Below are 26745 nucleotides of genomic sequence, written 5' to 3'. Positions count from 1 at the left end.
GGCTACTCGGTGCGCAGCGCCGTCGCGGTGCGGGTCCCGGCCGCCCATCCGGCGGGGAGAAGTGCGCCCGCGGTCGCGATGACCAGTCCGCCCAGGAGGAGCGGGACCAGCACGGGAAGGTGGTAGACCGCGAGGTCCTGCGCCGGGAACCTCGTACCGGCGGCGTCACCCATCACCGGCAGCACGTAGTCGTGCAGCGCGATGCCGATCGGGACCCCGGCCACACCGGCGACGAGTCCGATCCCGGCGACCGAGGTGATGACCATCGTGATCGTCTGCCTCGGCGACATGCCGAGCGCCTTGAACACCCCGAAGTCATGGACGCGTTCGCGGGTGTCGAGGACGACCGTGTTCAGTACGCCCAAGCCCGCCACCGCGACCAGCATCAGGGTGAGCATCGCGGCCAGCGTGTCCATGGCGATCACCGTGCTGCTCGTCTGTGTGGAGTTGCGTACGGCGGTGATGCCCAGCGGCTTCAGGGCGGTGTTGAGCGATCGCAGATAGCCCTGCGGGTCGGTACCCGGCGCGAGGTCGATGTGGAACTCGACCGACTCCGGGGCGACGACGGCGCCGAGTCCGGCCAGGGACGCGTTGTCGGTCAGGATGCTCATCCCTTCGTCCCGCAGGTCGAGGGCCTCGCCGACGATCCGTACCGGGGCGTTGCGGCCCTTGTCGGTCAGGGTGATGGTGTCCCCGACGTGGGTCCCGGTGGCGTTGAGGAAGCCGGACGGGACGACCGCCTGGCCGCGGCCGTCGAACCAGGATCCGGAGATCATCCGGTACGAGCCCCAGGACGAGGCGCCCTGGTACGAGATCACGGTCGTCCGGCCGGCGAGCCCCGCGACGCCGACCTTGGTCTCACCGGTGCTGAAATATCGCCGGGTCCCCGATTGCGCGCCGATCTTCGCGGCGATCGCGGCGGGATCGGCCAGGGCCGGAGGCCCGTTCCCGGCCCTGTTCGGTCCCGCGTCCCCTCCGGCGTCGTCGGGGGGCGCACCCATGGTCCGGACGAGGACGTCGCCGGCCGTTCGCTGGTTGAGGCCGCTCTCGATGCCGTTGAGCGACAGGGCGAGCCCGACGCCGAAAGTGACTCCGACCGTTCCGAAGATCACGGCCGCGGCCATCGTGCCCGACCGCCCGGGACGGGCGAAGGGGTTGGCCAGGCCCAGGCTCACCGGACGCGGCAGCGGCAGCCGGCCGAGCAGCTGCCGGACCACCCGCCCGCGCCCGGCCCGCGGGGCCCGGCCGACGGCGATCGCCTCGACCGTACGCAGCCGCCCGGCACGCTGGGCGGGGGCCAGCGCGGTGGCGACGACCGCGGCGAGGGCGACGGCGGGCACGGCGATGTCGATCCACGGGGCGACCGTCATGGTCCCGGTGCCGTAGGCGCTGCCCTCGATGCTCATGACCGGGATCGCCAGCAGATTGCCGAGGACGACGCCCAGCGCGGCACCGACCGTCGTGGGGATCAGTGCCTGGCCGATATAGGCACGCACGACCTGGCCCGGAGTGAAGCCCAGGGACTTCAGGATGCCGATCCGCCGGGTGGCGGCGCCGACCGCGCCGCTGACCACGATCCCGATGATCAGGACCGACATGAACAGACCGAGCACACCGAAGGCGACCACGAACGGCACGAACGTCGCCGACGTCCTGTCCGCGGCCAGTTTGATCGTCAGATACGACGCCGCCGCGGTCATCGATCCCGGTGGCACCGCGGCGGCGACCGCGGCACGATCGGCGCTGATCTGGGCGTCCGTGGCGGCCTTCGTGAAGCGGTAGAGCATCTGGTATTCGAGCCGGGCTCCGAGTGCGGTCAGCTGCGTGAGCTGCGCCGGCGACACCCACGCCTCGGCGCTGTCGCCCACCGAGGTGGCCAGCCCGACCACGGTCAGCGTCGGACTGCCCGGCAGCTCGGGGAAGGTCATCCGGTCGCCCACGCCGAACGGCGAGTCGAGGGTGCGCAGCACGGTCTCCCCCAGCCCGGTCGCCCATCTGCCGTCGACGAGGTCGAGGTCGTCGACCGCCCCGCCGGCGTCCGCACGACCGACGAACGTCAGCTCCGGCATCCGGCCGCCCGGCGGCATCCCGGAACCGTTCTCGCCGATGTGCGGGCGCAGCGAGAGGACGGGATACGGGCCGCCGGCGGCCGTCACGCCGGCGACGTGCGCGGTGGCCGTGACCTGTGCTGCGGTGGCCTTCGCCGCGTCGAACTGCGCGGTCAGGTGTGCGCCGTTCTGGCGGGCGAAGGCATGGTCGAACGGCGCCTGCGACGCTACGAGCAGCCCGCCGGCCAGTACCGACGCGGTGACCGCCATCATCGTGGTCAGCATCATCACCAGGGTCTGGACCCGGCGCCGTCCGACGCCGGCGCGCACCACCTTGCCCAGTGCGCTCATCGGACGGCCCCCGCGCCGCTGTTCCGGTCGAGGGCGACATGCCCGTCGACCAGATGGACGGTCCGGCCCGCGCACGATTCGGCGAGATCGAGGTCGTGGGTGACCAGCACGATGGTCTGCCCGCCCCGGTGCAGATCGATCAGCAGTTCACGGACGTCGCGCCCGGACGCCATGTCCAGCGCACCCGTCGGTTCGTCGGCGAGCAGCAGCGCCGGGCGGTTGATCAGCGCCCGCGCGACCGCGACGCGCTGGCGTTCGCCTCCGGACAGCCGGCCCGGGTAGGCCCGGGCGTGCTGGTCGATGCCGAGGGTCTCCAACAGTTCGTGCGCGCGGGTCGCCGCCTTGCCCCGGGCCGTACCCGCCAGTTGGGCCGGCAGCACGATGTTGTCCAGGACGGTGAGGTCGTCCAGCAGATTGAAGAACTGGAACACGATCCCGATGCGCTCGCGGCGGAAGCGCGCCAGCCCGCCCTCCCCGAGGTTGTCTATCCGTGTGCCGCCGACGGTCACGGTGCCCTCCGTCGGCTTGTCCAGCCCGGCCACCAGGTTCAGCAGCGTGGACTTGCCGCTGCCCGACGGCCCGGTGACGGCGACGGCCTCACCCTCTTCGACGGTGAGCGTCAGCGGGCCGAGCGCGGGCCCGTCCGCGTTGTCGTAGCGTTTGACGGCGCCACGCAGTTCGATCACGTTCCCCATGGGGGTGTCGGTCCTTCCGGTCGCAACGGCCGCGTCCTCGGGGGGGACTCCCCCGGGCGGCCCGCTGGCAGGACCGAAGCTAGGTGCGCCCGCTGCGGAGGCGCGTCGGCCGGTGCACCGACATCGGGTCGCCCACGAGGAGGACCCGGCCGCGGCGTCATCCTTGCGAAGTACTCCGCACGGCCGGAGCCCTGATCGCTGAGGCCGATGTGCCCAGGGCGGGCGGCGCCGACAATGTGCTGGTGGAAACGGATGAACGACAGGGATGGCGCCGGCAGGTGCGCGACGCGCTGCGCCCGGACGGCCAGGCTCCCCGGTTATCGAGGCGGGCTGTCGTCACCGATGCCGCGCTCGCGCTGGCCCTCACGGCGCTGGTGCTGTTCGCGGTGTCCAGGCTGCACTTCGACGCCGGCTGGCCGGCAGGGCCCGATCCGGCGCTGGACCCCGGCTCCCTGCCCGGCCGGCCCCTCCCGCCCGAACGGCCGCCCTTCCCACCCGGTGCTCCCGTGCCGGGCACCGAGTTCCACCCGGCGATACAGGCCTACGTCCTCGGGGCGCTGACAGCGCTGCCGCTGGCGGCGCGCCGGCGGTTTCCGCTCGCCGTCTTCTGGGTGGTGATGTGCGCGACGCTGGCCGGTCCTGACTACACGACCAGGTTCACCCTCGTGGTGTGCCTCATCGCCGCCTGCAGTGCCCTCGTCCACAGCCGCAACCTGACGTCCACGATGGGCAGTTTCGCGCTCGCGGCGGTGCTCGCCGCCACCTTCGACCGGACCACCGACCCCGCACTGCCGTTCTGGTCGGGCCGGCTCTTCGTCCTGCTGGTCGTCGCGCTGATCGCGAGCGTGGTCCGTTACTGGCAGCTGCGGCTCAGAGCCACCCAGCTGCGGTTCGCCGAACTGCAGGTGGCACAGGAGAAGGCGATGCGCGAGGCCATCGACGAGGAGCGCTCCCGGATCGCCCGCGAACTGCACGATGTGGTGACCCACAACGTCAGCGTGATGGTGATCCAGGCCGGGGCGGCGCGCAAGGTCATGGACACGGCGCCCGAGCAGTCGAAGGAGGCCCTGCTCGCGGTCGAGGCGAGCGGCCGGGCCGCGATGAGTGAACTGCGCCATGTCATGGGCCTCATCGCGGCCTCGGGCACCGGACACTCGGAAAGCACCGGCGACGCGCTCGAACCCCAGCCGGGACTCGACCAGTTGGACGACCTCGTCCGACGTGTCCGCGCCGCCGGGCTGCCGGTGACCGTCGCCCTGTCTCCCCCGCCGGAGCCGCTGCCACCCGGCGTCGATCTGACCGCCTACCGCGTCGTCCAGGAGGCGCTGACCAACACCATGAAGCACGCCGCCGGCTCGACGGCGTCCGTCACCATAGGCCACGACGACGCGTGGCTGGAGATCGAGGTCACCGACACCGGCGGCACGCAGGGGACGTACGCGCAGGGCGGCAACGGGCGCGGGCTGATCGGTCTGCGGGAGCGGCTCGCGGTCTATGGCGGAACGCTCGTGGCAGGGCGCAGAATCGGCGGCGGATACAAGATCGAGGCCCGAGTCCCGTGGAGAGCCGTATGAGCGCGTGGAGAGCCCTATGAGCCAGCAGCCCCTGCGTGCCGTCATCGCCGACGACCAGGCACTGGTGCGCACCGGGTTCCGGATGATCCTCGCCGCCGACGGCATCGAGGTGGTGGCCGAGGCGGCCAACGGCGCCGAAGCGATCTCGGCCGTCCGGCGCACCCGGCCCGACGTCGTGCTGATGGACATCCGGATGCCGCAGATGGACGGCCTCGAAGCCACCCGGCAGATCCTGGGCGACGGCGCGGCCGGCACCCGCATCCTCATCCTGACCACGTACGACCTCGACCACTACGTCTACGCCGCGCTCACCGCGGGCGCCAGCGGCTTCCTGCTCAAGGACGTGTCTCCCGAGCATCTGGTGGCCTCGGTACGCCTGGTGCAGTCCGGCGACGCGCTGCTCGCACCGACGATCACCCGCCGGCTGATCGAGCGTTTCGCCCACCGCGACGAGGTCAGGTCCGCCGTCCACCGCGACCTGTCAGGGCTCACACCACGCGAGCTCGAAGTGCTGCGCCTGCTCGCCACCGGCCTGAGCAACGCCGAGCTCGCCGAGCGGCTGACCCTCAGCGCGACCACGGTCAAGACGCATGTCGCGCGCATCCTGTCGAAACTCGGGCTGCGCGACCGGGTCCAGGCCGTCGTCCTCGCCTACGAGACCGGCCTGATCTCCCCGGGCGCGGCAACCCCATGAGGTTGCGTCCTGCGGAGTGATGACGGCGCGGCCGGCCTCCGCTGCAACGGAGCCCGGCAGTTCCCCTGTTGACGAGTGGCAACGGCCGGGGTCAGCCATGAAAACGACCGCTATCGGCCTTCGGCACCGACTCGGGTGCCGCACAAGGCTTTGATCCGGTGGACCCGGATTCAGCGCGGTCTCATCAACAATGTCAGCAGATCATTTTGCTTCGCGCAAGCCCTTAACCCCATGGATGCCGCGGTCGAGCAGGTCGGCCGATATGCGACACGAATGCCCATCACCCCCTGCGACCAGCCCTGTTGACGATTCGATCTACGAACCGCGGCAATGAATGGCCGAAACACCCCCCTCCTCGCCCGGGGATCAGCGTCAATTCGCGATATCCGGTGGACGGCCCTTTCCCCGGCGCCCCATTCTTCTGAGAAGCCCTACGGGCGGAAGGCTGCAACCCTCCGTCCGATGTATTCAGGGCCGACGAGTGGCAACGAGCCAGGGAGGTACCCGCCGAGTGCCCATACACAGGCACACTGACCAACCCACCTGCGAACACCACCACCAGCCCCACCGCGGATTCCGGCTGCGAGGAGCACTCGTCCTGCTGCTCGCCGTCGCCATCCTCGGCGCCGAGCTGGCACCCCGCATCCACCTCGACATCGCCTTCCCGGCACCGACCCTGCCGGCCCTGATCGCCGCCGAACTGATCCGCCGGTTCGTCGGCGCATTCCTCACCAAGGACCACTGATCACGCGAGACCACGCGAAACGCCGGCCAGGACCGATCCTCCCGGCCGGCGCCACGCACGCTGCCGGATGAGGCTCGAACCGGGCCCGGTTGCGACCTGCGCGTCCCACGGGGGCGGTCGGGGCCGGTATTGCGCCTGGGACCGAGTCAGGTGTTCGACCGACGGAGCTGGAACGGCCCGTATCGGCGGGCAGGCGCCAATGCCGGTCCGAACACGGCGAGATCCCGAGAATATCCGACGGTTCCCATAACTTCCTGATGCGTTTTGCGGGACACTCTGAGCAACCACGACGGCGGGGCGCGGACTGCCTGTGGCGAGCCAGGGACGGAAGCCGTGAACAGGGGGCGGAGTGCGGACTCCGATAAGTGATCCGCTAATGGTGGGGCCTTACCGCATTGTCGGTCGGCTCGCCTCGGGCGGTATGGGGTGGGTGTACCTCGGCAGGTCTGCGAGCGGCCGGGCGCTGGCCGTGAAGGTGGTGCGTCCCGAGTTCGCCGCCGACGCGGAATTCCGGCTCCGCTTCGCCCGGGAGGTCGAGGCGGCGCGGGCGGTCAGCGGTGCCTTCACCGCGGCCGTCGTCGACGCCGACACCCAGGGCGATCCGCCGTGGCTGGCCACGTTGTACGTCCCCGGTCCGTCACTCGCCGAGGCGGTACGGGCGGACGGGCCGCTGGCCGAGTCGGCGGTGCGGGTGATGGCTGCCGGGCTGGTCGAGGCGTTGCAGGCGATCCATGCCGCGGGCGTCGTGCACCGCGACCTCAAGCCTGCCAACGTCCTGCTGGCCGAGGACGGCCCCCGGGTCATCGACTTCGGGATCTCGCTGTTCGGCGCCGCCGCGAACACGATCACCCAGGTGGGAACGGTGATGGGCACACCGCCGTTCATGTCCCCGGAGCAGTTCAGGGGCGAGGTGGCGAAGCAGGCCAGCGACGTCTTCTCCCTCGGGGCGGTGCTGGCCTTCGCCGCGACCGGGGTCGCGCCGTTCGGCTCGGGCGTCGGCGTGATGTACCGGATCATCCATGAGCGGCCGGCGCTGGACGGTGTCCCTGAGGGGCTCCGCCCCCTGCTGGAACGCTGCCTGGCCAAGTCCCCGCAGGACCGGCCGGACCTAGCCGCGCTGCTGGACGAGGTCCTCCCCCGCGAAACGGCACCGGACGCGCCGGAGCCCGATCCCGAACCGGGCCCCGTCCCCTCGTGGCCGCCGCCCGCCGTCGCCGAGGGCATCCGGGTACGCACCGACGACCTCAACGCGCGTAACCACAGCCGGGGATCGGTGACGTCCGTACCGTCCTGCCTGCTGCTCCACGCGCAGACCCTCCTCGATGCCGGGCTGACCGACCGCATGGTGGCAGAGGCGGTGGGCCGTGGCGGATTCTGAGTCCGCGCCCACCGGCGAGATGGAGCTCGGGTCCAGCTGGCGGAGGTTGGTGCGTGCCTGGGCGGACCGGAGCCACTACCGGTCGACCGAGGACGATGCCGCGATCTCGCTGGAGTTCGACCTGGCGGGCTCGGACCACCCGGTGACCGTGCGCTTCATGGCGACCAGGGATCTGCTGGTGGCCTTCATGACGGACGGTCACATCCTCAAGCCCGACCAACTGGCTCTGGCCGCCGCGGCGTCCAATGCCTGGAACACCGAGCAGCTGATCCCCATGCTCTCGGTCTGGGACGTTCGAGGGCCGGGCCCGTGCCTCGCCGGCGTCTGCACCCTTCCCCTCACCTGCCGGATGAACCATCAGCAGTTCGGTGTGCTCGCCACCAAATGGACCGAGCACGCACGCCAGATGTTCACCCGGTGCCACCGCGTCTTCGAACTGTAGAAATCCGCGAGTAGAAGGAGCTGGGGAGCCTCTCGTGCCATCCGACACGGCGCAGCGCGGTCGTCCGATCGCCATGATCCTCACAGCGGTGCTGCTGCTCGGCCTCACGGCCGCCGTGCCGGCGGCAGCGGCACCCGCCGACCCACCGGCGTCCTGCACGACGGCCCCGGCGAAGCCCGCCGACCCGAAGGCGCACTGCCCGGCCACGTCACCGACCTGTGTGACGCCGTCCGCGGGCGGGACCGCGCCCAGGACGACGACGCCCGCCAAGCAGCCGCCCGGCGGCAAACCGACGACCGGCAAACCGGCCACCACCAAACCGGGATCCAGCTCGACAAGCCCCTGCCCGGGCGAGAAGACACCGGCCGGCGAGCACACCAACTGGCTGCTCATCGGCTCCATCACCGCCCTCCTGGGGGTGCTCCTCGCCCTGCTCGCGGTGGCCGTCCGCCGTTCGGGCACCGGCCGCCACTCCGCCCACGCCCCGGCACACCACGACGCCCCGGCATCCCGCCACGAGGCCGATCCGATGGCATCCCGCGCCCCCACCGTGCCCACGCACCTGCCGGGAGCCCGCCGGGCACCGCGGCCGGGAAACCTGCGTCGCGCCACGGTCGCCACCGACCTCCATCCGCAGGGCCACGTCGAGATCGACGAGTGTCTGTTCCGCGCGGTCTGGTCGGAGCCCGCGGAATCCGCGCCGGGGACGGGCGGGCCCGTCGACGTGGCACGCCCCGACCCCCATGACGATTCCCACGACCCGCACGTCCTGCTCGCCTTCCCGGCCGACACCCGACGGAGAGACCATGCGCGATAACACCCACCCCATGACCGTGCGCGTGAACCAGCAGGCCAGCACCCTGCCGTACCAGTACGCGGACATCGAGATCGAGAACAACGCGCAGCGCCTCCCGCTCGTCCTGTGTCTGGACACCTCGCACTCGATGCTCGGCGCGCCCATCGCCTCCCTCAACGAGGCGCTGCGTGACTGGACCCGGGAACTGCACGACGACGTCAGCCTCAGCTACAGCGTCGAGGTCGCCGTCCTGACCTTCGGCGACGCCGGGGTGAGTGCCTGGCAGGGCCCCAATCTGCTGCCGTACAACAGCCCGGTCAGTCCGTTCGTCCCCGCACACCTGTTCCAGCCGCCGCAGCTGAAGGCGGCCGGGGTCACGTTGATGGCCGAGGCGCTGGAGCTGTCGGTGCAGATCGTCGCTGCCCGCAAGGCCGAACTGCGCCAGCTCGGCCTGCAGTTCTACCGTCCGCAGATCTGTCTGGTCACCGACGGCCTGCCGACGGACGCGACCGGGCACCCCACCGATGCCTGGCGGCGCGTCGTCCCGGTCCTCACCGAGGAGCAGCGGGCGCGGCGGTTCCGGCTCTACGCGATCGGCGTCGGCGGTATCACCGACCGGGGCGAGGAGGTCCTGCGGGCCTTCGCCCCGACGTTCAACGCCCGGCTGCACGGATTCCCGTTCCGCGAGCTGCTGCAGATGATGTCGGCCAGCGCCAACGCCGAGCAGAGGGGCGCGGGGGACGAGGTCTTCGAGAAGATCTTCAGTCAGTTCAAGACCCAGCGGCCCGCCTGGGAATCCTGATCCGGACCGGAACCGACGGGACCTGAAGAGTACTGACGGGTACTGGGAGACGACACATGGACGATGACAGCAGCGGCGGCCCCGGCGCGCAGTGGCGGGTCCGCGGCGTCAGCGTCGAGGGCTACCGCCACCGGCGGACCGGCACCCCGTGCCAGGACTCCTGGCTGTACACGGTCTCCGGACCGCCGGAGGATTCGGTGACGGTACTGGCGGTCGCCGACGGAGCGGGCAGCCGCGCCCGCTCCGACGAGGGCTCGGCGCTCGCGGTGCAGCTGGCCGTCGAGTGCTTCACCCGGCGTTCCGCCGAGTTGCCCCCGACCGCCTCCGGCGTGCGCGCGGCGCTGCGCGAGGCGTTCCTGGACGTCCGCGACGAGTTCCTGCGGCGCACCGGGGACGAGTCGAACGACTTCGCCACCACGCTCACGGTGGCGGTGCTCACCCCGCGATGGATCGGCTATCTCAGCGTCGGCGACGGCTTCGTCGTCCTCAGGGCCGGGACCGTGGACGGTGTGCCGCAGTTCCATCTGCTGCCCCAGCCGGCCGCGGCCAGCGAGTACAGCAACGAGACCGTGTTCCTCACCTCGACGGACGCGGAGCGGTGGGTGCGTACCGCCTGCGTCCGCGACCCCGAGGTCGACGGTGTGCTGCTGTCGACGGACGGACTCGCGCAGATCGCCCTGACCTGGGTGGACGGGCAGCCGCACCAACCAAGGGCGTCCTTCGTCGCCGCGATGCTGCGGACGCTCGACTCCCCCGGTGACGACCCTGACGAGGACGACGAGGCGCTGGCCGTACTCCTGCGGTCGGACAAGCTGACCGCGGTCAACGCCGACGACAAGACGCTGCTGAGGGCGGTGCGCCCATGACCGGGCACAGGATTCTGCTGAACGGCCTGCCGGTGGAACTCTCCGAGCAGCCGCTCAAGAGCGGCGGCGAGGCCGCCGTGTACACCGTGGTCGGCAACGACGGGATCGTCGTCAAGCTCTACCGGGACACCCCCGGGCCCGAGCAGGAACGACGGCTGGCCCGGATGCTGACGATGACCCCGCTGGGCGGCCGGCCCACCGACCGCGCCCAGCCGTCCGAGCTGGCCTGGCCGACGGCTCCGGCGCGCAGCCCCGGCGGAGACTTCCTCGGCTACGCCATGAACCGGTTCGGCGAGCCGCAGCACATCCGCCTGGTCGGGCTGTTCACCCGCGCGCAGCGGCTGCGGCTGTTCCCCGAGCGGGTGGACTGGCGATTCCTGCTGGGCGTCAGCTGGAACCTGGCCTTCATGACCGCCCGGATGCACCACGAGGGCCTGGTCGTCGGAGACTTCTCCAGCAACAACGTCGTGGTCGACGCGAACGGCTTCGTCACGTTCCTGGACTGCGACTCCATCGCCTTCACCGATCCCGCCACCCAGGAGTACTTCCCCTGCCTGATGCAGACCGCGGACTACTGCGCCCCGGAGCGGCAGAAGGGCGGGCCGGCCACTCCGGCCAGCGACGACTTCGCGCTCGCCGTGCTCGTCTACCAGTTGCTGACGGTGGGGAACCATCCCTTCGGGGGTGTGCCGCACGACAGCGACTCGCAGTCGACCGTCAAGGACAACATCGCCGCCAGCTGCTCGTACGTGGTCCAGCCGGAGCGGATCATCGTCCCGCGCGGGGTCATCGACCCGGCCGTCCTGCCGCCGACCCTGCTGAACCTCGCCCGCGCCGCCTTCGGCCCCGGCGTGTCGAACCCGCAGGCCCGTCCCTCCGCCGAGGACTGGCTGCGGGCGCTGGACCACGAACGCGGCCGGGTCCAGAGCTGCCCCGTCCGGCCCCGCCACACCTACAGCTCGCATCTGCACGCCTGCCCCTGGTGCGAGCGCGCGGGGCGTACCGGCCAGGACGACTTCAACGTCGTTCTGCCGCCTCCACCGCCGCCGGCGATTCCCAAGGAGTCGCACGCCCTCCGCAACTCCATGATCATCGTGGCGGCGCTGATCGTCCTCCTGATCCTGCTGGGAGCGCTGGCCAACTGACCTCGTGATGTGATGTGGCACAGCAGCGAGCCCGCGGGAGCGGGCCGGGACGATCGCTGCCGTACCGATCGCAATACAAGGAGAGTCGATGGCCAGCCGGGTCCACCAACCGATGGAGAACGAGGAGTTCGACTTCATCCTCGCGAGGGCCGACGGACCGGTGCTCGCCTACTTCTGGGGGATCTGGTCGGAGGCGTGCAAGGAGATGGACCCCATCGTGCGCGAACTGGCCGGCGCGTACGGGGACCGTCTCACCACCGTGAAGACCGACATCACCCGCTGCCCCGCGGCCACCAAGCGCTACGGCGTGACCGGCGCACCCACCTTTCTCCTGCTCGTCCAAGGAGAGGTGACGGCGACCGGGACCGGACCGATGACCCGCGAGCAGCTCACGGCGTTCCTGGACGCGCACCTCTGAGCGCCCCACGGCCGGGCCGTTCTGACCGGACGGGAAGCACCGGGTCCACCGCCGGACACTCCGGCAACGAAACGGCACGCATCTTCTGACAGTGCCGGTCGACCTCACCGGCTGATGCGCCGGCTGATTCGTCAGCTGATCTCTTGCGGGAGGTCGGGAGGTTCGGCCCGTCCGCCCGGAGCGCTCAGCGCATCCGGGCGGACGGGATCCGGGGATCCGACGGTCTCCCTGGCGCCGCTCACGCGACGCCGTTGGACAACGGCCGGCTACTGCTGACGGCGCTGGCGGCGGGTTGCCACCACGAAGACACCACCGGCGACCAGGCTGGCTGCCGCGGCGATCTCCAGCCCCAGCTCGTTGCCACCCAGACCCGTTTCGGCGAGCCCGCCGGTCGTCCCACCATGGCTGCCGCCGGTCGTTCCACCGTGGCTGCCACCGGTCGTTCCACCGTGAGTGCCACCAGAGGTACCGCCCGTGGACGTGCTGCCACCGGTCGTGCTGGTGCCGCCCGAAGAGGAGGAACCGCCGGAGGACGACGAGCCGCCGGAGGACGAGGAACCACCCGAGGACGAGGTGCCGCCGGACGACGAAGTGCCACCGGACGACGAAGTGCCGCCCGAGGACGAAGTGCCGCCGGAGGACGACGAGCCACCGGACGACGAGGAACCACCCGAGGACGTGGTGCCACCGTGCGTTCCGCCGGTCGTTCCGCCATGGGTGCCGCCGGTCGTCCCACCGTGGGTACCGCCGGTGGAACCGCCCGTGGACGTGCTGCCACCGGTCGTCCCGCCGTAGGACCCACCGCTGGTGCCACCCGAACTGCTACCGCCCGAGGACGTGGAGCCGCCGGTCGTTCCACCGTGCGTCCCGCCGGTGGTCCCGCCATGGGTGCCACCCGAGGATCCGCCGCTGGACCCGCCGGACGAACCGCCGGACGAACCGCCCGTGGTGCTGCCGTAACCGCCGGTCGTCGAACCACCGGTGCTGTGGCCGCCGGAGGACCCGCCGGAACCGCCCGACGAACCGCCGCTGGAACCGCCCGAGGTGCTGCCGTAGCCGCCCGAGCTGGAGCCCCCGGTGCTGCCACCGGAATCGCTGCCGTAGCCGCCCTTCGCGTGCTCCTCCTTGTGAGTGTCACCGGCGTGACCGGTGGGCCCGCACGGACCGTGGCCGCAGTCCTTCCAGAGGTTCCAGTCGCTCCACCCGTACCAGTCGGTCCAGGAGGTGTCGCCGTGGCCGGAACGGGGGAGCACGCTGCGGTGATGGGAGGAGCCGGAGTCGGTGACCAGGGGTACGGCGATGGCCACGGTGGGGGCCATCGCCGCAGCGGCAGTGAGACCCAGGACGAGGGCACTTCGAATTTTCTGCATGCCAGACCTTTGCTGTCGTGCTGTATGGGCTTCGGCTCGGGACGGTCGCATCGACACGGGCCGTCGAGCGGGCAACGTTCCACCGGCAGGCACACTCGGACCACTCATGGGGCGAGGCACACCCTCATGCAGGGCAGATTTCACCCGGACAGGTCAGCCTTCGTGACATTCGACGAACCCACGGCCGCCCTCCGGTCACACATCCCCGGAGGGCAGAACGGCATCGACCACAGCAAGAATTTCGGCCGCATTCGGCGGCCCTGACCAGTGACGTTGCATACGGCGGCCTACCGGCGGCCGGATGGCGCCCCCAACCTCTGTGCGCGACGGGGAATCTGCGGCAGGCTGATGCCATGAACTCTGCCAGACATGCCAGGGAACAGCTGATGAGCTGGCCTGGTCTCACCGGTGGCCGGGCCAGTTGCGGCAGTGAGTACTGCGTGCGCACAGGCGCCCAGGAGATAGTCCATTTCCACAGCGCGCAGGAAGCCGAGGTGCACCTGTCCCGCACCATGGTCGCCAAACTGCTGCCGGCGCTGAGCGAGTCCACCGCGCTGCGGGTGCACCACGGTTCCGGCTGGGTGACCGTCCGGCTCGACTGCCGCACCGACATCGACCTGCTCATCACCCTGGTCAGCGCCGCGCTCCAGGCCGGTCCGGCTGTCGCGGAGGAAGAGCTCTCGGGACTCGCCGCGGATCCCTGCACCCATCAACGTCAATACGCCGCCTGACAACACCTCAGCACGCAGGATCCCCGGCGCCCCTGGGACTTGGACTCCAAGTCCCAGGGGCCCCTTTCGTTTGCCTCCATACGGGTGAAGCCCCATAACCAAATCCGCGCGGGACAGTTGATCAGGCAGACCCGGTACCAGGTCAATTTCGCACAAAAAGGACTTGTGATGATCAAGAAGTTCCTCGCCACGGCCGCGGTGGCTGTCACCGTCGTCGGCGCCACCGCCGCGATGGCCGCGCCCGCGATGGCGATCGGCGACTCGGGCGGCGCCAGCACCACCAACGGCAACGGTTCCGAGCAGTCGTACGGCAACACCTACACGAGCGGCTACATGAGCCCCTCGTTCGGCCTCATCCAGGGCTCGCTCAACAAGCCCTGCATCGGCCTGCCGGCGAAGGCCAACGTCGGTTCGCTCGTCGGCCTGGTCCCGATCAGCGTGCAGGACATCAACGTCCTGTCCTCGCCGCAGAACCAGCAGTGCACCGAGAACTCGTCGCAGATCAAGGGCGACGAGCCGCTGTCGCACATCCTGGACCAGATCCCGGTCCTGTCGGGCAACGGTGTCGCGAACCACTGACACACCCCGCTCGAACGTTCTGGCCGCCGGTGACCACCGGCGGCCAGTGCCGTTTTCCCTGCCGTTTCTCAGGGGCGTTCAGGGGGCGTTTTCAGGGGCGGGGCGCCAGGTTCCGCACCGGCCGCAGGCTGAACCGCGAGAGGAAGCGCCGCAGAAGGAGCCCCGCGATTGCGAGGGGGACCATGACGGCGGAGATGGCCAGCAGAACCACGTCCAACGAATTCCGGACGAGTGAGTTCCAGTAGCCGAGGTCCGAGGGGCGGGCGACGACGGCCGTGTCCTCCGGGTCGTACACGATCGCCATGGCCGTGCCGTCGCCCACTCGCTCCGTCTTGAAGGCGAGTGACGATTCGACGGAGTGCCCGCCGGGCGGGGTGAACCGTACCCAGCAGGTGACGGGTTACTCTGCACCGTTCTCGTCGGTGGTGCCCTGCTGGCACCTCGTCACCGTGCCCTGAGCCTCAACTCCGCGACTTTTCAGGGACGATGTCACCTTGGCGTGACCGGGGATGGTGAACACCAGGGTGATGATGAATCCGCCCAGCCCCACGACGATCATGACGACGGACATGACGGTCAGATAGCCGAAGGCCTTGGGCGGACGTGCCGACCGCGTGCTCATCGGCTCCCCGTCGTGCTTGGTATCAGGACGAACACCCCTCCAGCCGGTCCGGGGCATCAGCATCGCAGGGATGATCACTTCGGTGCCAGGCTCAGGTCGGCGTCCCGTCAGGGCCAGGCCGGCGGCGGTAGGTGCCGAACCATTGGCCGTACGCCATCTCGCGGGCGACCTTGGCGTCGTCCTCCGCGCCGCCGGTCGTCACCTGACGGGCGATGACCTGCTCCCCGCCCCAGGCGAGCACCTGTCCGGCGGTCACCGGGTCGACGTCCGCGGAGAGCCGGCCCTCGCGTTGCTCCTCCTCCAGCAGCGACGCGATGTGGTGCGCGAAGCGCTCGATCTCCTGCGCCCTGGCCTCGCGAACGACCGGATCGTACGCGGCGACCTCCGCGACGGCGGCCAGCAGTGGCGCCCGCTCCCGGCAGTACGCGAGCCGGCCCGCGTAGACGGCGGCCAGCGCCTCGGGTCCGCCGCCCGGACCGGTGGGGCGCCAGGCCGCGCCCCTGCTGAAGAGTTCGTCCTTCATCGTGGCGGTCAGCCGGATCAGGACCTCGGTCTTGTCCTGGAAGCAGAGATAGAAGGTGGAGCGCGCGATCCCCGCTTCGCTGGCGATGCGCCGAACACCCAGTTCGGTGAAGCACTCCCCCGCGTCGAGGAGGCGCTGCACCGCGGCGAACACCACGTGCTCGGTGCCGGCGCGCCGCTGGGACTGCTGCGAACGGGGACGGGTGATCGAGGCCATTCCTTCCTCCTTCCGGTCCTTCCGGTGAGGTGCGTTTCCGAATCACACTCCCTCCAGATCGGACATTTCCTAAGTTAATGGCGGTCGGACATGGTGTCCAACATCGTGTCGGACACCCCGTCCGGCGGAGGCCGCCAGCACGGCACGGCAGAACCTACACATAACGGCAACTTAGGCGCACAATGGACTCGCGGTAGATACCGCAAACGCGGTCAGACTTGCATAAGCCGAAGGAGGCGAGTCGTATGGCCGACGTGTCACACCGCCCGGGGGATATCGCAGCACATCCGGACGTATCGGAAATGCGTGATCGCTACGCCCGCGTGCTCGGAGGCCGGGGGATCGTAGGAGTCGACGGACTGCTGCTCCTGGCCGGGCTGTACGCCGCCATCTCGCCCTGGACGGTGCACTTCGCGCCCACGTCCCCGCAGTTGGCACAGAACAACCTGATCATGGGCATCGCGGTCGCCGTGTTGGCGCTGTGTCTGACCATGGCCCCGGATCGCATGCAGGGCATGAGTTTGGCGTGCGCGGCGATCGGCGTCTGGCTGATCGTCTCCCCGTGGGTGGTCATCCGTCACCCCGAGACCGGCGCGATGTGGAACAACATCATCACCGGCGCCGTCATCTGCCTGCTCGGCCTCGCGGCGGCAGGAATGATGATGAGGAACAAGAGAGAGTCCTGACGCCGGGACCACATCCGACGCGGACAAAGTACTGATGGTCGTCCTGGAGGGGCCGGCGAATGCCGGGGACGGCCATCCGTGCGCGCGGCGGAAGCCGGCCCGATCACCCTGGACACGCCCGGCCCCGGCCGGGCGTCCATTCGTGGGGACGTGGCGTCCGCGGCGGCGTCCGCTCCTGGATTGCGGGTACCAGGACAGCGTGAGTGGATGCAACCAGGAGGTGTCGCCCACCATGACCGCTTCGGATCAGGACCACGCGTCGCAGAACCGCCCGTCGCAGGACCACCCCCAGGGTCCGCACGAGATCAACCAGCACGGGGCGGAATTCAACGCCAACGCCGAGAAGCGCCGGCACGACGAGGCGCAGGCGCACGAGATTCACACCGTCGCGACGGACGCTCTCATCGCCCGCAGCCGCGCCCTGCGGGCCACCCTGCAGGACCTGCACAGGGTTCCCACGGGCGCACCGGAGGGCCTGCCCGCGTTCCGGGAGGCGTTCCGGGCGCACTACGCGGCGAAACAAGCGACGGTCCACCCGCTTCTGGAGCGGCACGACAAGGCCTCCGTGGCGGTGGTGCGCGATCGCGAGGACGGTGCTCAGCTGCTGAGCCGTCTGGACGACGTCATCGCCGGCAAGGTGGCCGTCGAGGGCATGACGCTCACCACGCAGCTCGTGCTCGGCGAGATCGACCAGTACCTCCTGCACGAGGAGCGCGACCTCGTGCCGTGGATGCAGCGCAGTCTCCACTAGGCCGGGCTCCACCAGGTCGGACGCGGCCGTCCGGGGGCCTCCAGGCTGCCGCGCGAAACAATATCGGCGCGACCATCGGCGCGACCGATGAGTTCCGCGGCGCCATGCCGTCTACCCCTTCGTTGCCACGCATACTGCGAACACGCGCCGAAGGAGTCACTCCCATGACAGCGATGCTCGACCTCGGTCCCGCGGCCCAGCGACTGGCGGACCTGCTGAGCGCCATCCCCGACGAACAGCTCACCGCGCCGACACCGTGTGCCAAGTACACCCTCGGCGACCTCCTCGACCATGTCGACGGCCTCTCCCACGCCTTCCTCATCGCCGCCCGGAAAACGCCGCTCAGCGAGGGTTCCCAACCGCCCTCCCCCGACGCCTCCCGGCTCGGCGCGGACTGGCGCACCCGCATCCCCGAGCAGCTCACCACCCTCGCCGAGGCCTGGCGCGATCCGGCCGCCTGGGAGGGGATGACGGAGGTCGGCGGTGTCACGATGCCCGCCGGCATGATCGGCAGGGTGGGCCTCAACGAACTGACCATCCACGGCTGGGACATCGCCCGCGCCACCGGGCAGCCGTTCTCCGCCGACGTCCAAACGCTCGAAGGCTGCCGCGAGTTCGTGGAGCCCCTGGCCGCCCCGGGACAGTCCCCCGCCCGCCAGGGCATCTTCGGCCCCGCCGTCGCCATCCCCTCCGACGCCCCGCTCCTCGACCGCATCGTCGCGCTCACCGGACGCGACCCGGCATGGGCCGCCGCCTGATACAGGGAAAGGCGGGAAGCCCTGGCAGTAGGCGTCAGCGGGGCGGGGATACGAGGCCGAGTTCGTACGCGATGATGACGAGGTGGACGCGGTCGCGGGCGGCGAGTTTGGTGAACAGGCGGGCGACGTGGGCCTTTGCGGTGGAGACGCTGATGACGAGTTCCTCGGCGATCTCGGTGTTGGACAGACCGCGGCCCACGAGTGTCAGGACCTCGCGCTCGCGGTTGGTGACGCCGTCCACCGGGGCGGGGTGCGGGGTGGTGGGCTCGGGGCGGCCGGCGAACTCCGCGATGAGGCGGCGGGTGACACTGGGGGCGATCAGGGCGTCACCGGCGCCGACGACTCGGATCCCGTCGAGAATGGACTCCAGCGGCATGTCCTTGACGAGGAATCCGCTCGCTCCGGCGCGCAGCGCGGCGTAGACGTACTCGTCGTCGTCGAACGTGGTGAGGACGAGGACGCGCGTCGGCAACTGCGGGTCCTCGGTGATGAGTCGCGCGGCTCCGATGCCGTCCAGCACGGGCATGCGGATGTCCATGACGGCGACGTCGGGGCGCAGTTCCGTGGCCAGGGACACCGCCTCGGCGCCGTTCGCGGCCTCCCCCACGACTTCGATGTCGGGGGTGTCGGCGATCAGGACGCGCAGGCCGGTGCGGACCAGGGGCTGGTCGTCGGTGAGGATGACGCGGATCATCGGGCGGTCACCCCGGCCATCCCGGCCCCGGCGGGCACCGGGAGCCGTGCGGCGACGCGGAAGCCGCCTTCGGGCCGCGGGCCGGCGCTGAATTCGCCGTGCAACAGGCTGACCCGCTCGCGCATACCGACGATGCCGTACCCCGCTCCCCCCTCGCCGCCGCAGCCGAGGTCGACGACCTCGATGGACAACTCCTCGTCCCGGTAGTCGACGCTCACGCTGCAGTCCCGGGTGCCGGAGTGCCGCACGACGTTGGTGACCGCCTCCTGGATGATGCGGAAGGCGGAGAGGTCGATGTCGGCGGGCACGGGTCTGCGTTCGCCGCGCCACCGGACGTCGACGCGCACACCGGCTTCCCTGGTCTTCGCGACCAGTTGTCCGACGTCGGCCAGTCCCGGCGCCGGGTCGAGGGGCGCCGAGTCCGCATCCGACTGGCGCAGCGCGCGCAGCGTCCGCCGGAGCCCGGACAGGGTCTCGCGGCTGGTGGCCTCGATGGCGTCGAGTGCTTTGCGGGTCTCGTCGGGCTGACTGTCCATGACGCGGCTGGCCACACCCGCCTGGATGGCGATGATGCCGATGCTGTGCGCGACCATGTCGTGCAGTTCGCGGGCGATCCGCAGCCGCTCGGCGGTGACCGCCTGTTGAGTGGCCCGGGAGCGCAGCGTCTCGGTGTAGGCGCGGCTCTGGTGGATCGTGTTGCCGATCAGCCAGGCGATGACCGCGGTCGACGCGACGGCGGCCTCCGCCGCGATCCCGGCGTCCCCTTCGCGTATCAGCCGGGTGACCGTGAAAGCCGTCACCAGAACGACCGGCAGCATGGCGGCGAGGATCGAGATCCGGCGCGAGCGGGTGGCCGCGATGTAGCCCACCACTCCGTCGGCCAGCAGGAAGACCACGATCGGCGCCTCCACCACACGCGATCCGAGGGCGACGACGACGCCCGCGAGCGCCAGGCCGAGTGACGCCAGCGGCGCGCGGAACAGCAGCAGGGCGCCGAAGGTGGTGACGACCGCGACGATGAGCAGCGGGCCACCCTCGATGTTGCCGTCGAGTTCGGTCAGATGACGGAACTCGTCCGGCCGTTGGAAGGAGCGCACAAGGATGAGCGTCGACCAGAAGGCGCCGACCCACACGCCCATGGGCAAGCGCTTCAGCAATGGAGGACGGTGGGTGACGGTCATGGCCCGATCGTAGGTCACCGGCCTCCACCTGCGCATTGGCCCGTGGATGTAGTCCCCGGGGCCACCTCGGCACTTGCGGAAGGTGGCCGCCGGCCCGATGCGGCACCGGTTGCCGGACCGGCACCGTTGGCATCGTGATTGAAGCCGACCGACTGACCAAGAGCTACGGCGACACCCTCGCCGTCGAAACCCTGACCTTCACCGTGCGACCTGGACAGGTGACCGGATTCCTCGGCCCGAACGGTGCGGGCAAGTCCACCACTCTGCGGATGATCCTGGGACTGAACACCCCGACCGGCGGGTCCGTCACCGTCGACGGGGTCCCGTTCGCGGACCGGCCGCGCGGACTGCGCCATGTCGGCGCGCTGCTGGACGCGCAGGACGTGCACGGCGGGCGCAGCGCCGCGGCGCATCTGTCCGCCCTGGCGCGCAGCAACCGCATCCCGCTGCACCGCGTGGACGATGTCCTGGCGGAGGTCGGGCTGGCCAAGGCGGCGCGGCGCCGCATCGGCGGGTTCTCCCTCGGGATGAAGCAGCGGCTGGGCATCGCGGGCGCTCTGCTCGGTGATCCTCCGGTGCTGCTGTTCGACGAACCGCTCAACGGCCTGGACCCGGAAGGCGTGCTGTGGGTGCGCGGCCTGTTCCGACGGCTGGCGTCCGAGGGCCGCACCGTGTTCGTCTCCAGCCACATGATGGGCGAGATGGAGCACACCGCCGATCATCTGATCGTGATCGGTCAGGGCCGGCTCATCGCCGACCAGAGCCTGGAGGACTTCTCGGCCCGCAGCACCGGCACGGGCGTGACCGTGCAGACGCCCGAACTCGACGCGCTGGCAACCGTACTGACCGCCGAGGGTGCGTCGGTGCGTCATGAGAGCGGCACGGTGGGGCGGGTGGCCGGACTGAGTGCGGCCCGGATCGGCGAACTCGCCCACCTGCACCGCATCATGCTGCACGAACTCGCGACCCAGACCTCTTCGCTGGAGACCGCGTTCATGGAACTCACCGCCGACAGCGTTGAATACCTCGCAGGAGATCCCCGATGAGCACGATGACCTCGACCGCCGTAACGCCGCCGGCGCGAATGACCGATCCCGCGGTGCGGTTCGTGGACCTGCTCGCGGCCGAGTGGATCAAAATGCGGTCGCTCCGGTCGACCTACTGGGTGCTGGTGGTCAGCGCGTTGGTCGCCATCGCGGTCAATCTCAACGCCGTCCACACCGACCTGACCTACATCGACCAGTCCGCGAGGCCGGGGATGCCCCCGTACCGGTACGACCCGCTCTTCCACGGTCTCAACAGCATCGCCGTCTACCTCATGATGCTCGCGGCGGCCAGCGTCGGCGCCATCTCGATCTTCGGCGAGTACGCCACCGGAATGGTCCGTACGACGTTCGCCGCCGTACCCGACCGGCGAGCGGTGGTGGCGGCCAAGGTGGTCGTCGTCACCGCGGTCACCCTCGTCATGGGCGTGATCATCTCGACGGCGTCCTTCTTCGGCACCAACGCCATGCTGGCCTCACGCCATGTCGGCCTCTCGATCAACGACCCCGGCTGTCTGCGCGCCGTCACGGCGTACGCGCTGATCGTCCCGGTGTCGGCCCTCATCGGCATCGCCTTCGCCGCCGTCATCCGGCACGCCACGGCCACGATCGTCGGCCTGGTGTCCCTGCTGTTCATCGCTCCCCTGATGTTCGGCGGTGACCGGTACAAGCTCCTCAAGGAGATCGGCCACTACCTGCCCATCGCCGCGGTGGACCGGCTGAAGGAGAACCCGGACAACCCGTACTTCGACCCGGGTAAGTACCCGGCAACGATCACCGGGTCCTGGATCGCCCTCGGCTGCTGGGCGTTGGTGTCGGTGGTCGTCGCCATCGTTGTCGTGCGGCGCCGGGACGTGTGAGCCCCGGGCGCATCGGGCCCGTTGTCCTCGCCGGTTCATTTACGGATCGATCCGTTTCGTTTATGCTGAGGCCATGAACCGAGGACGCCCGCGGGACGGCAAGGTCGACGCGGCGGTCAGTGACGCCGTACGGGGGATCCTGGACGAGGTCGGGTACCAGCAGTTGAGCATCGACCGCGTCGCGGCCCGGGCGGGGGTCGGCAAGGCGGGGATCTACCGGCGGTGGCGGTCCAAGGCCGAGATGGTGTTCGTGGCCGTGGTGCACGGGACGGAGATCGCCCCGCCCGCCGACCTCGGCGGTCTGCGGGCCGATCTGACCGCTCTCGTCGAGCAGATCATCGTCCTGCTGTCCGCGCCGCACGCGCGGAAGGCGCTGCCGGGGCTGATCGCCGACATCGCCGCCGACCCGGAGTTGGCGACCCGGTTCGCCGCCACGTTCATCGACCGTCAGCAGAACGTACTGGCCCGGATCCTCGAACGGGCCACCCAGCGGGGTGAGATCCGCAGCGGGTCCGATCCGGTACTGGCGCACGCGCAACTGCTCGGCACCGTCTTCGTCCATCTGTTCATGCTCGGCGGCACACCGCCGTCGGACCTGCCCCGGCGGCTGGCCGACGCGGTGGCCGCCGGGCTCGACACTCCGGAGTGACCCGATGGAACTCGACCGCCTGCTTCCGGTCCACGACTTCCGCTCCTGTTTCACCCGGCACATCGCGGCGGACCCGGCCACCGTATGGCGGGCCCTGCTCGACGTCACCGCCGAGGAACTCCCCGTCTCGCGCCGGCTGATGCTGCTGCGGACGACCGGCCGGAACCGGCTCAAAGGCCCGTTTCTCGACACGTTCCCGACGCCGACCCTCAGCACCGTGGAGGGAGCGGAGCTGGTCAAGGGCATGGTCGCCAAGTTCTGGCGGCTTCGGCCCCCGTCCGCACCGATCGAGCCGGGCGACGCCGATGCCTTCGCCCGATTCGCGGAGCCGGGGTGGGCGAAGGCGGCCATGAGTCTGCGGGTGGTGCCCGACGGTGACGCCACCGTCGTCTCCTTCGAGACCAGGGTGCGGGCCACCGACGCCCGCTCGCGACGGATCTTCCGCCCCTACTGGCTCTTCATCCGGCTGGGCGGTGCCGCGTTCATCAGGCTCGAGGTGCTGCGCGCCGTCGCGCGCCGGGCCGAGCGTACCGCCGCCGAGGCCGCCGATGCCGACGGAGCCTCCGGCTGAACGGCTCATCGGCATCGCTGACGTGACGGCTCGTTCGCGAACGCTCAGGGTGAGGTCGAAAACCCGCCGGATCGCAGCGGACTGCGACTGTTCCATGGACCCATGGCCTTTCGAACGAACACCACCGAACAGGGGTGATGGGTGTCCTGAGCATCGCGGTGCTGATCGCGCTGACCGTCCTGCTGCCGCCGCTTCCCGCTGTCCAGGTGACCCGGCCCGTCGGCACCTACCGACGGGGGCGAGGCGAGTCCTACGGGCAGGGGATCACTGCGCCAAGCGCCGGAGCTTCAGGGTGTTGTCCGTGCGGGTTGCGGGCTGCCCGTCGGGACCGGTCATCCCGCTCTCGTGGACGTCCGCGAGGAGCACCTCCCACTGCCCGGCCGGGAGATCGAGGTCCGCGAAGACCTCTTCAGATGTGGGGAAGTGCGGGGCGTGACCCTTGTCGGCCACCCAGGAAGGGGATCCGGCGTGCCCGACGACCAGCAGCACACCGCCCGGGGCGACGGCCGCCGCGGCGCTGCGCAGGATCTGCTCCCTCGGCATCGTGACGGGCGAGTGCAGGAAGTGGGCGGAGACCAGGTCGAAGGCGCCGATGGGGAACGACACCGCCAGATCGCACCGCTGCCAGTCGATCCGGTCGGCCACACCCGCGGCCGCCGCATGCTCGGCCCCTCGCTCCAGTGCCTTCCGGGAGATGTCGACGGCGGTGACCTTCCAGTTCTGCTGCGCCAGCCACAGCGCGTCGGCTCCCTCCCCGCATCCGAGGTCCAGGGCGCTTCCCGGGGTCAGTCCGGCCGTTTCGCGGACCAGGGCGGCATTGGGGTTGCCGCTCCAGATCCGGTCGCTGGAACCGTAGCGGGCGTCCCAGAACTCTTCGGCGGAGGCGTGGTCGAGGTGATCGGTCATCGGGGCATCCTTCGTCAGATCTGCGGTGTCGTTGGGGATGGTGCGTAGCTGGGCCGAATGAGTTCGGATCCGGTGGGGCCGGATCACAAGCCGTGCCGGCGGTCGCCGAGAACGCGTTCGCACACCTCGCGCTCCACCTGCGGGGAGAAGGGGGCGCGACGGGCGGCGACGGCCCGGTCGGTGTCCTCGGCCGTCAGGTCGGCGTTGATCGCCGAGCCCGCTCGCACTCCTGCGGCAGCGGATCCGATGACCTGCTCGAACAGGCCGGTGACGTTGCCGGCCACCCACACGCCGGGCACCGCGGTGGCGCCCAGAGGATCGGCGGCGATGTAGCTGCCGAGCACCTGGCCGCCCATCTCCTGCTCGGTGATCTCGAGGCCGAGGCCGGCAAGGATCGCCGAGCGGGCGGTGAGTCGCGGGGTGATCGCGAGCGCCTGGCACGCGACCTTCCGGCCGTCGGCCATCCGCACGCCGGAGAGCCGGTCGTCGCCGCCCGTCATCAGACCGGACACCTCGCCGGTGACGACCGTGATGTCGCGGGCGGCGAGCTTCTCGTACTCCTCGTCACCCGGTTCCGGCGCGGTGTGCAGGAAGAGAGTGACGTGGCTGCTCCACTGCCGCCACATCAGTGCCTGGTGGACGGCGAGGGGACCGGTCCCCAGGATGCCGATCCGCTGGTCGCGTACCTCCCATCCGTGGCAGTACGGGCAGTGCAGCACCTCACGCCCCCACCGTTCGGCCACACCGGGGACCGCGGGCAGCTCGTCGACCAGGCCCGTGGTGACCAGGAGCCGCTGCGCCAGGACCGCGGTCCCGTCGGCGAGGGCGACGCGGAAGTCCCCGCCCGGGCGGCGCTCGGCGGTCGCCGCGGTGCCCGACACGATCTCGCCGCCGTAACCGATCACCTCCTGGCGGCCGGCCGCCAGGAGTTCCCCGGGTGGTGTGCCCTCGCGCGCCAGATACCCGTGGACGCCGTCCGCCGGGGCGTTCCGGGGCTGTCCGGCGTCGATCACCAGGACCGACCGCCGTGCGCGGGCCAGGGTCAGTGCTCCGCTCAGTCCCGCGGCGCCGCCTCCGATGATCACGACGTCGTAGCGCTGTTCCTCGTCCAGGGCAGCGGTGGTCGTCGTCTGCTGTGCGTGTGTCGTCATGTCGCTCGCCTCCGTTCACCGCGATCGTCATCCCATCGGCACCCGCTTGACAAAGTTTCTTGCCGGGATGGCAAATGGATATATGGCAGACGACGACATTCCCGGTGTACTGACCGCGGTGGGACCCCGGCTGCGGGCGCTGCGGCACGACCGCGGCACCACGCTGGCGCAGCTGAGCGAGATGACCGGCATCTCGCTCAGCACCCTCTCGCGCCTGGAGTCCGGGAAGCGCAAGCCGACCCTGGAGCTCCTGCTGCCGCTGGCCAAGGCCCACGGTGTGGCGCTGGACGAACTCGTCGGCGCGCCGGACACCGGCGACCCCCGCATCCGCCCCCGCCCCTTCACCCGGCACGGCCAGACCTTCGTGCCCCTGACCCGCCACCTCGGCGGGCTGCACGCCTACAAACAGATCCTCCCGGTGGGGACCGGTGCCGACGTCCGCCCCGAGCAGGGGACGCACGAGGGCTACGAATGGCTCTACGTCCTGTCCGGCAAGCTGCGACTCGCCCTGGGCGATCACGACCTCGTCCTCACCGCCGGCGAGGCCGCCGAATTCGACACCCGCACCCCGCACGGCTTCGCCAACGCCGGAACGTACCCGGTCGAGTTCCTCAGCCTGTTCGGAGCACAGGGCGAACGCATGCACGTACGAGCCCGCCCCACCGCTACGGACGGGTGAGTGGGGCCGGCGGGCAGGCAGAACCGGCTTTCCGGGCTACCCGAACTCTGGAAATAACATTCCAGGAGGCGGTTGATGACCGAATATCCGCCTTTCTCCGTACCTCTCCTGGTTTTTTGTGTCACGGACTGGCAACTATGAGTACTGGGTGACATGTGGGGCGAGATGCTTCAATCCTCAACTTTTTGAGACCTTGGGGGCATCGTGTCGTATCAGCAACCACAGGGCTGGGGCCAACCTCAACAACCGCAGGCGCCGCAGGCACCACCGGCCAGGCGCAAGAGGAACGGCTGCCTGACCGCCTTCATCGCGGTCGCCGCGTTCTGCGTCGTGATCGGCGTGATCGCCGCAGTGGCCGGCGGGGGCAAGAAGGACAGCAACGACAAGGCCGGCACTCCGACCGCGTCCGCACCGGCCGCAGCACCCGGTTCGCAGAAGGCCGCGACGACCGGGCAGGCGACAAAGCCGCCGTCGAAAGCTCCGGCTGCCGAGACGAAGGCCGCCGCGGAGACCGTGACGTACCTGGTGGAGGGCAGCACGGCCGAGGTCACCTACGGACCGGCCGGGTCGAGCTTCTCGGGGAAGGTGCCGTTGAAGGTGACGAAGCCGCTGGGGACGCCCATGTACTACTCGATCACCGCGCAGTTGCAGGGTGGGGGCCACGTGAAGTGCTCGATCCTCGTCAACGGCAAGGTGATCTCGAAGGCCGAGGCGTCGGGTAGCTACAACATCGCCATGTGTCAGATCAGCCAGGACTTCGGGGGCGACGGCTGGGTGAACACCAACGGATGACCGGCACACCGGCAGCCCCCGGCCGTGCT

Annotated in this window: 31 protein-coding genes; 21 read left to right on the top strand and 10 right to left on the bottom strand. The window is 70.2% G+C overall.

Annotated features, from left to right (window positions below; all coding sequences use genetic code 11):
• Positions 1–2: 2 nt before the first annotated feature.
• Positions 3–2399, bottom strand: coding sequence for an ABC transporter permease (locus C6N31_RS13200; protein WP_198357574.1), 2397 nt, complete (start codon positions 2397–2399; stop codon positions 3–5).
• Positions 2396–3094: an ABC transporter ATP-binding protein gene (locus C6N31_RS13195; RefSeq protein WP_138354417.1), complete on the bottom strand. Its 699-nt coding sequence runs from the start codon at positions 3092–3094 to the stop codon at positions 2396–2398. The genes C6N31_RS13200 and C6N31_RS13195 overlap by 4 nt, the downstream gene beginning before the upstream one ends.
• A 242-nt stretch (positions 3095–3336) precedes the next feature.
• Here C6N31_RS13195 and C6N31_RS13190 point away from each other — a divergent pair, with 242 nt between their 5' ends.
• The 10 genes from C6N31_RS13190 (at position 3337) to C6N31_RS13145 (ending at position 11954) form a co-directional block, all read left to right on the top strand.
• Positions 3337–4668 (top strand): sensor histidine kinase, encoded by a 1332-nt coding sequence (locus C6N31_RS13190; protein ID WP_198357573.1) that lies wholly within the window; start codon positions 3337–3339, stop codon positions 4666–4668.
• A gap of 16 nt (positions 4669–4684) precedes the next feature.
• Positions 4685–5362 carry a response regulator gene (locus C6N31_RS13185; protein WP_198357572.1) on the top strand — a complete coding sequence of 226 codons (678 nt, stop codon included), beginning with the start codon at positions 4685–4687 and terminating at the stop codon, positions 5360–5362.
• A gap of 511 nt (positions 5363–5873) precedes the next feature.
• Positions 5874–6107 (top strand): hypothetical protein, encoded by a 234-nt coding sequence (locus tag C6N31_RS13180; protein WP_138354414.1) that lies wholly within the window; start codon positions 5874–5876, stop codon positions 6105–6107.
• A gap of 421 nt (positions 6108–6528) precedes the next feature.
• Positions 6529–7485 (top strand): serine/threonine-protein kinase, encoded by a 957-nt coding sequence (locus C6N31_RS13175; RefSeq protein WP_232485111.1) that lies wholly within the window; start codon positions 6529–6531, stop codon positions 7483–7485.
• Positions 7472–7927 carry a hypothetical protein gene (locus C6N31_RS13170; protein ID WP_244809647.1) on the top strand — a complete coding sequence of 152 codons (456 nt, stop codon included), beginning with the start codon at positions 7472–7474 and terminating at the stop codon, positions 7925–7927. The genes C6N31_RS13175 and C6N31_RS13170 overlap by 14 nt, the downstream gene beginning before the upstream one ends.
• A gap of 34 nt (positions 7928–7961) precedes the next feature.
• Positions 7962–8744 (top strand): hypothetical protein, encoded by a 783-nt coding sequence (locus tag C6N31_RS45130; protein WP_198357570.1) that lies wholly within the window; start codon positions 7962–7964, stop codon positions 8742–8744.
• Positions 8734–9525 carry a vWA domain-containing protein gene (locus tag C6N31_RS13160; protein ID WP_232485110.1) on the top strand — a complete coding sequence of 264 codons (792 nt, stop codon included), beginning with the start codon at positions 8734–8736 and terminating at the stop codon, positions 9523–9525. Before C6N31_RS45130 ends, C6N31_RS13160 begins: the two co-directional genes overlap by 11 nt.
• Before the next feature lie 56 nt (positions 9526–9581).
• Positions 9582–10391 carry a PP2C family serine/threonine-protein phosphatase gene (locus tag C6N31_RS13155; protein ID WP_138354412.1) on the top strand — a complete coding sequence of 270 codons (810 nt, stop codon included), beginning with the start codon at positions 9582–9584 and terminating at the stop codon, positions 10389–10391.
• Positions 10388–11536, top strand: coding sequence for a hypothetical protein (locus tag C6N31_RS13150; RefSeq protein ID WP_138354411.1), 1149 nt, complete (start codon positions 10388–10390; stop codon positions 11534–11536). The genes C6N31_RS13155 and C6N31_RS13150 overlap by 4 nt, the downstream gene beginning before the upstream one ends.
• Before the next feature lie 88 nt (positions 11537–11624).
• Positions 11625–11954, top strand: coding sequence for a thioredoxin family protein (locus C6N31_RS13145; protein WP_138354410.1), 330 nt, complete (start codon positions 11625–11627; stop codon positions 11952–11954).
• Between the two features lie 266 nt (positions 11955–12220).
• Here C6N31_RS13145 and C6N31_RS13140 read toward each other — a convergent pair whose 3' ends face one another.
• Positions 12221–13324 (bottom strand): hypothetical protein, encoded by a 1104-nt coding sequence (locus C6N31_RS13140; RefSeq protein ID WP_187145153.1) that lies wholly within the window; start codon positions 13322–13324, stop codon positions 12221–12223.
• Between the two features lie 386 nt (positions 13325–13710).
• On the opposite strand from C6N31_RS13140, the gene C6N31_RS13135 reads away from it, so the two are divergent.
• Both C6N31_RS13135 and C6N31_RS13130 read left to right on the top strand, forming a co-directional pair.
• A complete protein-coding gene (locus tag C6N31_RS13135; protein ID WP_164293953.1) occupies positions 13711–14055 on the top strand; it encodes a luciferase domain-containing protein in 345 nt (114 codons plus the stop codon).
• A 168-nt stretch (positions 14056–14223) separates the two neighbouring features.
• On the top strand, positions 14224–14634 hold the full coding sequence (locus tag C6N31_RS13130; protein WP_138354407.1) for a rodlin: 411 nt from the start codon (positions 14224–14226) through the stop codon (positions 14632–14634).
• A gap of 91 nt (positions 14635–14725) precedes the next feature.
• Here the strand turns inward: C6N31_RS13130 and C6N31_RS13125 are convergent, their stop codons facing one another.
• The 3 genes from C6N31_RS13125 to C6N31_RS13115 form a co-directional block, all read right to left on the bottom strand.
• Positions 14726–14956, bottom strand: a complete 231-nt coding sequence (locus C6N31_RS13125; RefSeq protein ID WP_198357569.1) for a hypothetical protein — start codon at positions 14954–14956, stop codon at positions 14726–14728.
• Positions 14957–15034: 78 nt separating this feature from the next.
• Positions 15035–15256 carry a hypothetical protein gene (locus C6N31_RS13120; RefSeq protein ID WP_198357568.1) on the bottom strand — a complete coding sequence of 74 codons (222 nt, stop codon included), beginning with the start codon at positions 15254–15256 and terminating at the stop codon, positions 15035–15037.
• A gap of 91 nt (positions 15257–15347) precedes the next feature.
• Positions 15348–15995, bottom strand: a complete 648-nt coding sequence (locus C6N31_RS13115; RefSeq protein WP_198357567.1) for a TetR/AcrR family transcriptional regulator — start codon at positions 15993–15995, stop codon at positions 15348–15350.
• 245 nt (positions 15996–16240) lie between these two features.
• Here C6N31_RS13115 and C6N31_RS13110 point away from each other — a divergent pair, with 245 nt between their 5' ends.
• The 3 genes from C6N31_RS13110 (at position 16241) to C6N31_RS13100 (ending at position 18190) form a co-directional block, all read left to right on the top strand.
• Complete coding sequence (locus tag C6N31_RS13110) at positions 16241–16681, top strand: SPW repeat protein (protein WP_138354404.1); 441 nt, start codon at positions 16241–16243, stop codon at positions 16679–16681.
• A 232-nt stretch (positions 16682–16913) separates the two neighbouring features.
• Positions 16914–17432 carry a hypothetical protein gene (locus C6N31_RS13105; RefSeq protein WP_138354403.1) on the top strand — a complete coding sequence of 173 codons (519 nt, stop codon included), beginning with the start codon at positions 16914–16916 and terminating at the stop codon, positions 17430–17432.
• A gap of 164 nt (positions 17433–17596) precedes the next feature.
• Entirely contained in the window at positions 17597–18190 is a 594-nt protein-coding gene (locus C6N31_RS13100) for a TIGR03086 family metal-binding protein (RefSeq protein WP_138354402.1), read from the top strand.
• 34 nt (positions 18191–18224) lie between these two features.
• On the opposite strand, the gene C6N31_RS13095 is transcribed toward C6N31_RS13100, so the two are convergent.
• Entirely contained in the window at positions 18225–18884 is a 660-nt protein-coding gene (locus C6N31_RS13095; RefSeq protein WP_138354401.1) for a response regulator, read from the bottom strand.
• The gene (locus C6N31_RS13090; protein ID WP_138354400.1) at positions 18881–20065 is read right to left on the bottom strand and encodes a sensor histidine kinase; all 1185 of its coding nucleotides are present in this window, start codon (positions 20063–20065) and stop codon (positions 18881–18883) included. The genes C6N31_RS13095 and C6N31_RS13090 overlap by 4 nt, the downstream gene beginning before the upstream one ends.
• A 134-nt stretch (positions 20066–20199) precedes the next feature.
• Between C6N31_RS13090 and C6N31_RS13085 the strand changes: the two genes are divergently transcribed.
• The 4 genes from C6N31_RS13085 (at position 20200) to C6N31_RS13070 (ending at position 23188) form a co-directional block, all read left to right on the top strand.
• Positions 20200–21111: an ABC transporter ATP-binding protein gene (locus C6N31_RS13085; RefSeq protein ID WP_198357566.1), complete on the top strand. Its 912-nt coding sequence runs from the start codon at positions 20200–20202 to the stop codon at positions 21109–21111.
• On the top strand, positions 21108–21968 hold the full coding sequence (locus C6N31_RS13080; RefSeq protein WP_198357565.1) for an ABC transporter permease: 861 nt from the start codon (positions 21108–21110) through the stop codon (positions 21966–21968). The genes C6N31_RS13085 and C6N31_RS13080 overlap by 4 nt, the downstream gene beginning before the upstream one ends.
• Before the next feature lie 73 nt (positions 21969–22041).
• A complete protein-coding gene (locus C6N31_RS13075) occupies positions 22042–22617 on the top strand; it encodes a TetR/AcrR family transcriptional regulator (protein WP_138354397.1) in 576 nt (191 codons plus the stop codon).
• A gap of 4 nt (positions 22618–22621) precedes the next feature.
• Positions 22622–23188 (top strand): hypothetical protein, encoded by a 567-nt coding sequence (locus C6N31_RS13070; RefSeq protein WP_138354396.1) that lies wholly within the window; start codon positions 22622–22624, stop codon positions 23186–23188.
• A gap of 264 nt (positions 23189–23452) precedes the next feature.
• Here the strand turns inward: C6N31_RS13070 and C6N31_RS13065 are convergent, their stop codons facing one another.
• Together C6N31_RS13065 and C6N31_RS13060 are read right to left on the bottom strand one after the other, a co-directional pair.
• Positions 23453–24094 carry a class I SAM-dependent methyltransferase gene (locus C6N31_RS13065; RefSeq protein WP_198357564.1) on the bottom strand — a complete coding sequence of 214 codons (642 nt, stop codon included), beginning with the start codon at positions 24092–24094 and terminating at the stop codon, positions 23453–23455.
• An 83-nt stretch (positions 24095–24177) separates the two neighbouring features.
• Positions 24178–25245, bottom strand: a complete 1068-nt coding sequence (locus tag C6N31_RS13060) for an NAD(P)/FAD-dependent oxidoreductase (RefSeq protein ID WP_198357563.1) — start codon at positions 25243–25245, stop codon at positions 24178–24180.
• A gap of 82 nt (positions 25246–25327) precedes the next feature.
• On the opposite strand from C6N31_RS13060, the gene C6N31_RS13055 reads away from it, so the two are divergent.
• Positions 25328–25924, top strand: a complete 597-nt coding sequence (locus C6N31_RS13055) for a helix-turn-helix domain-containing protein (RefSeq protein ID WP_198357562.1) — start codon at positions 25328–25330, stop codon at positions 25922–25924.
• Between the two features lie 204 nt (positions 25925–26128).
• The gene (locus C6N31_RS13050; protein WP_164293856.1) at positions 26129–26716 is read left to right on the top strand and encodes a hypothetical protein; all 588 of its coding nucleotides are present in this window, start codon (positions 26129–26131) and stop codon (positions 26714–26716) included.
• Positions 26717–26745: the final 29 nt, after the last annotated feature.

Origin of the sequence: Streptomyces fildesensis (genome assembly GCF_016107395.1) — a bacterium.
Taxonomy (GTDB): domain Bacteria; phylum Actinomycetota; class Actinomycetes; order Streptomycetales; family Streptomycetaceae; genus Actinacidiphila; species Actinacidiphila fildesensis.
Note: the sequence above shows the minus strand (reverse complement) of the source record. Positions and strands in the feature narration are given on the sequence as shown.

Excerpts from the sequence above, each read along its gene's own strand:
- C6N31_RS13200 (WP_198357574.1), bottom strand. The coding sequence starts at position 2,399 with ATGAGCGCACTGGGCAAGGTGGTGCGCGCCGGCGTCGGACGGCGCCGG.
- C6N31_RS13195 (WP_138354417.1), bottom strand. The coding sequence starts at position 3,094 with ATGGGGAACGTGATCGAACTGCGTGGCGCCGTCAAACGCTACGACAAC.
- C6N31_RS13185 (WP_198357572.1), top strand. The coding sequence starts at position 4,685 with ATGAGCCAGCAGCCCCTGCGTGCCGTCATCGCCGACGACCAGGCACTG.
- C6N31_RS13175 (WP_232485111.1), top strand. The coding sequence starts at position 6,529 with ATGGGGTGGGTGTACCTCGGCAGGTCTGCGAGCGGCCGGGCGCTGGCC.
- C6N31_RS13160 (WP_232485110.1), top strand. The coding sequence starts at position 8,734 with ATGCGCGATAACACCCACCCCATGACCGTGCGCGTGAACCAGCAGGCC.
- C6N31_RS13155 (WP_138354412.1), top strand. The coding sequence starts at position 9,582 with ATGGACGATGACAGCAGCGGCGGCCCCGGCGCGCAGTGGCGGGTCCGC.
- C6N31_RS13150 (WP_138354411.1), top strand. The coding sequence starts at position 10,388 with ATGACCGGGCACAGGATTCTGCTGAACGGCCTGCCGGTGGAACTCTCC.
- C6N31_RS13145 (WP_138354410.1), top strand. The coding sequence starts at position 11,625 with ATGGCCAGCCGGGTCCACCAACCGATGGAGAACGAGGAGTTCGACTTC.
- C6N31_RS13140 (WP_187145153.1), bottom strand. The coding sequence starts at position 13,324 with ATGCAGAAAATTCGAAGTGCCCTCGTCCTGGGTCTCACTGCCGCTGCG.
- C6N31_RS13135 (WP_164293953.1), top strand. The coding sequence starts at position 13,711 with ATGAGCTGGCCTGGTCTCACCGGTGGCCGGGCCAGTTGCGGCAGTGAG.
- C6N31_RS13130 (WP_138354407.1), top strand. The coding sequence starts at position 14,224 with ATGATCAAGAAGTTCCTCGCCACGGCCGCGGTGGCTGTCACCGTCGTC.
- C6N31_RS13120 (WP_198357568.1), bottom strand. The coding sequence starts at position 15,256 with ATGAGCACGCGGTCGGCACGTCCGCCCAAGGCCTTCGGCTATCTGACC.
- C6N31_RS13115 (WP_198357567.1), bottom strand. The coding sequence starts at position 15,995 with ATGGCCTCGATCACCCGTCCCCGTTCGCAGCAGTCCCAGCGGCGCGCC.
- C6N31_RS13110 (WP_138354404.1), top strand. The coding sequence starts at position 16,241 with ATGGCCGACGTGTCACACCGCCCGGGGGATATCGCAGCACATCCGGAC.
- C6N31_RS13105 (WP_138354403.1), top strand. The coding sequence starts at position 16,914 with ATGACCGCTTCGGATCAGGACCACGCGTCGCAGAACCGCCCGTCGCAG.
- C6N31_RS13100 (WP_138354402.1), top strand. The coding sequence starts at position 17,597 with ATGACAGCGATGCTCGACCTCGGTCCCGCGGCCCAGCGACTGGCGGAC.
- C6N31_RS13095 (WP_138354401.1), bottom strand. The coding sequence starts at position 18,884 with ATGATCCGCGTCATCCTCACCGACGACCAGCCCCTGGTCCGCACCGGC.
- C6N31_RS13090 (WP_138354400.1), bottom strand. The coding sequence starts at position 20,065 with ATGACCGTCACCCACCGTCCTCCATTGCTGAAGCGCTTGCCCATGGGC.
- C6N31_RS13080 (WP_198357565.1), top strand. The coding sequence starts at position 21,108 with ATGAGCACGATGACCTCGACCGCCGTAACGCCGCCGGCGCGAATGACC.
- C6N31_RS13075 (WP_138354397.1), top strand. The coding sequence starts at position 22,042 with ATGAACCGAGGACGCCCGCGGGACGGCAAGGTCGACGCGGCGGTCAGT.
- C6N31_RS13070 (WP_138354396.1), top strand. The coding sequence starts at position 22,622 with ATGGAACTCGACCGCCTGCTTCCGGTCCACGACTTCCGCTCCTGTTTC.
- C6N31_RS13065 (WP_198357564.1), bottom strand. The coding sequence starts at position 24,094 with ATGACCGATCACCTCGACCACGCCTCCGCCGAAGAGTTCTGGGACGCC.
- C6N31_RS13060 (WP_198357563.1), bottom strand. The coding sequence starts at position 25,245 with ATGACGACACACGCACAGCAGACGACGACCACCGCTGCCCTGGACGAG.
- C6N31_RS13055 (WP_198357562.1), top strand. The coding sequence starts at position 25,328 with ATGGCAGACGACGACATTCCCGGTGTACTGACCGCGGTGGGACCCCGG.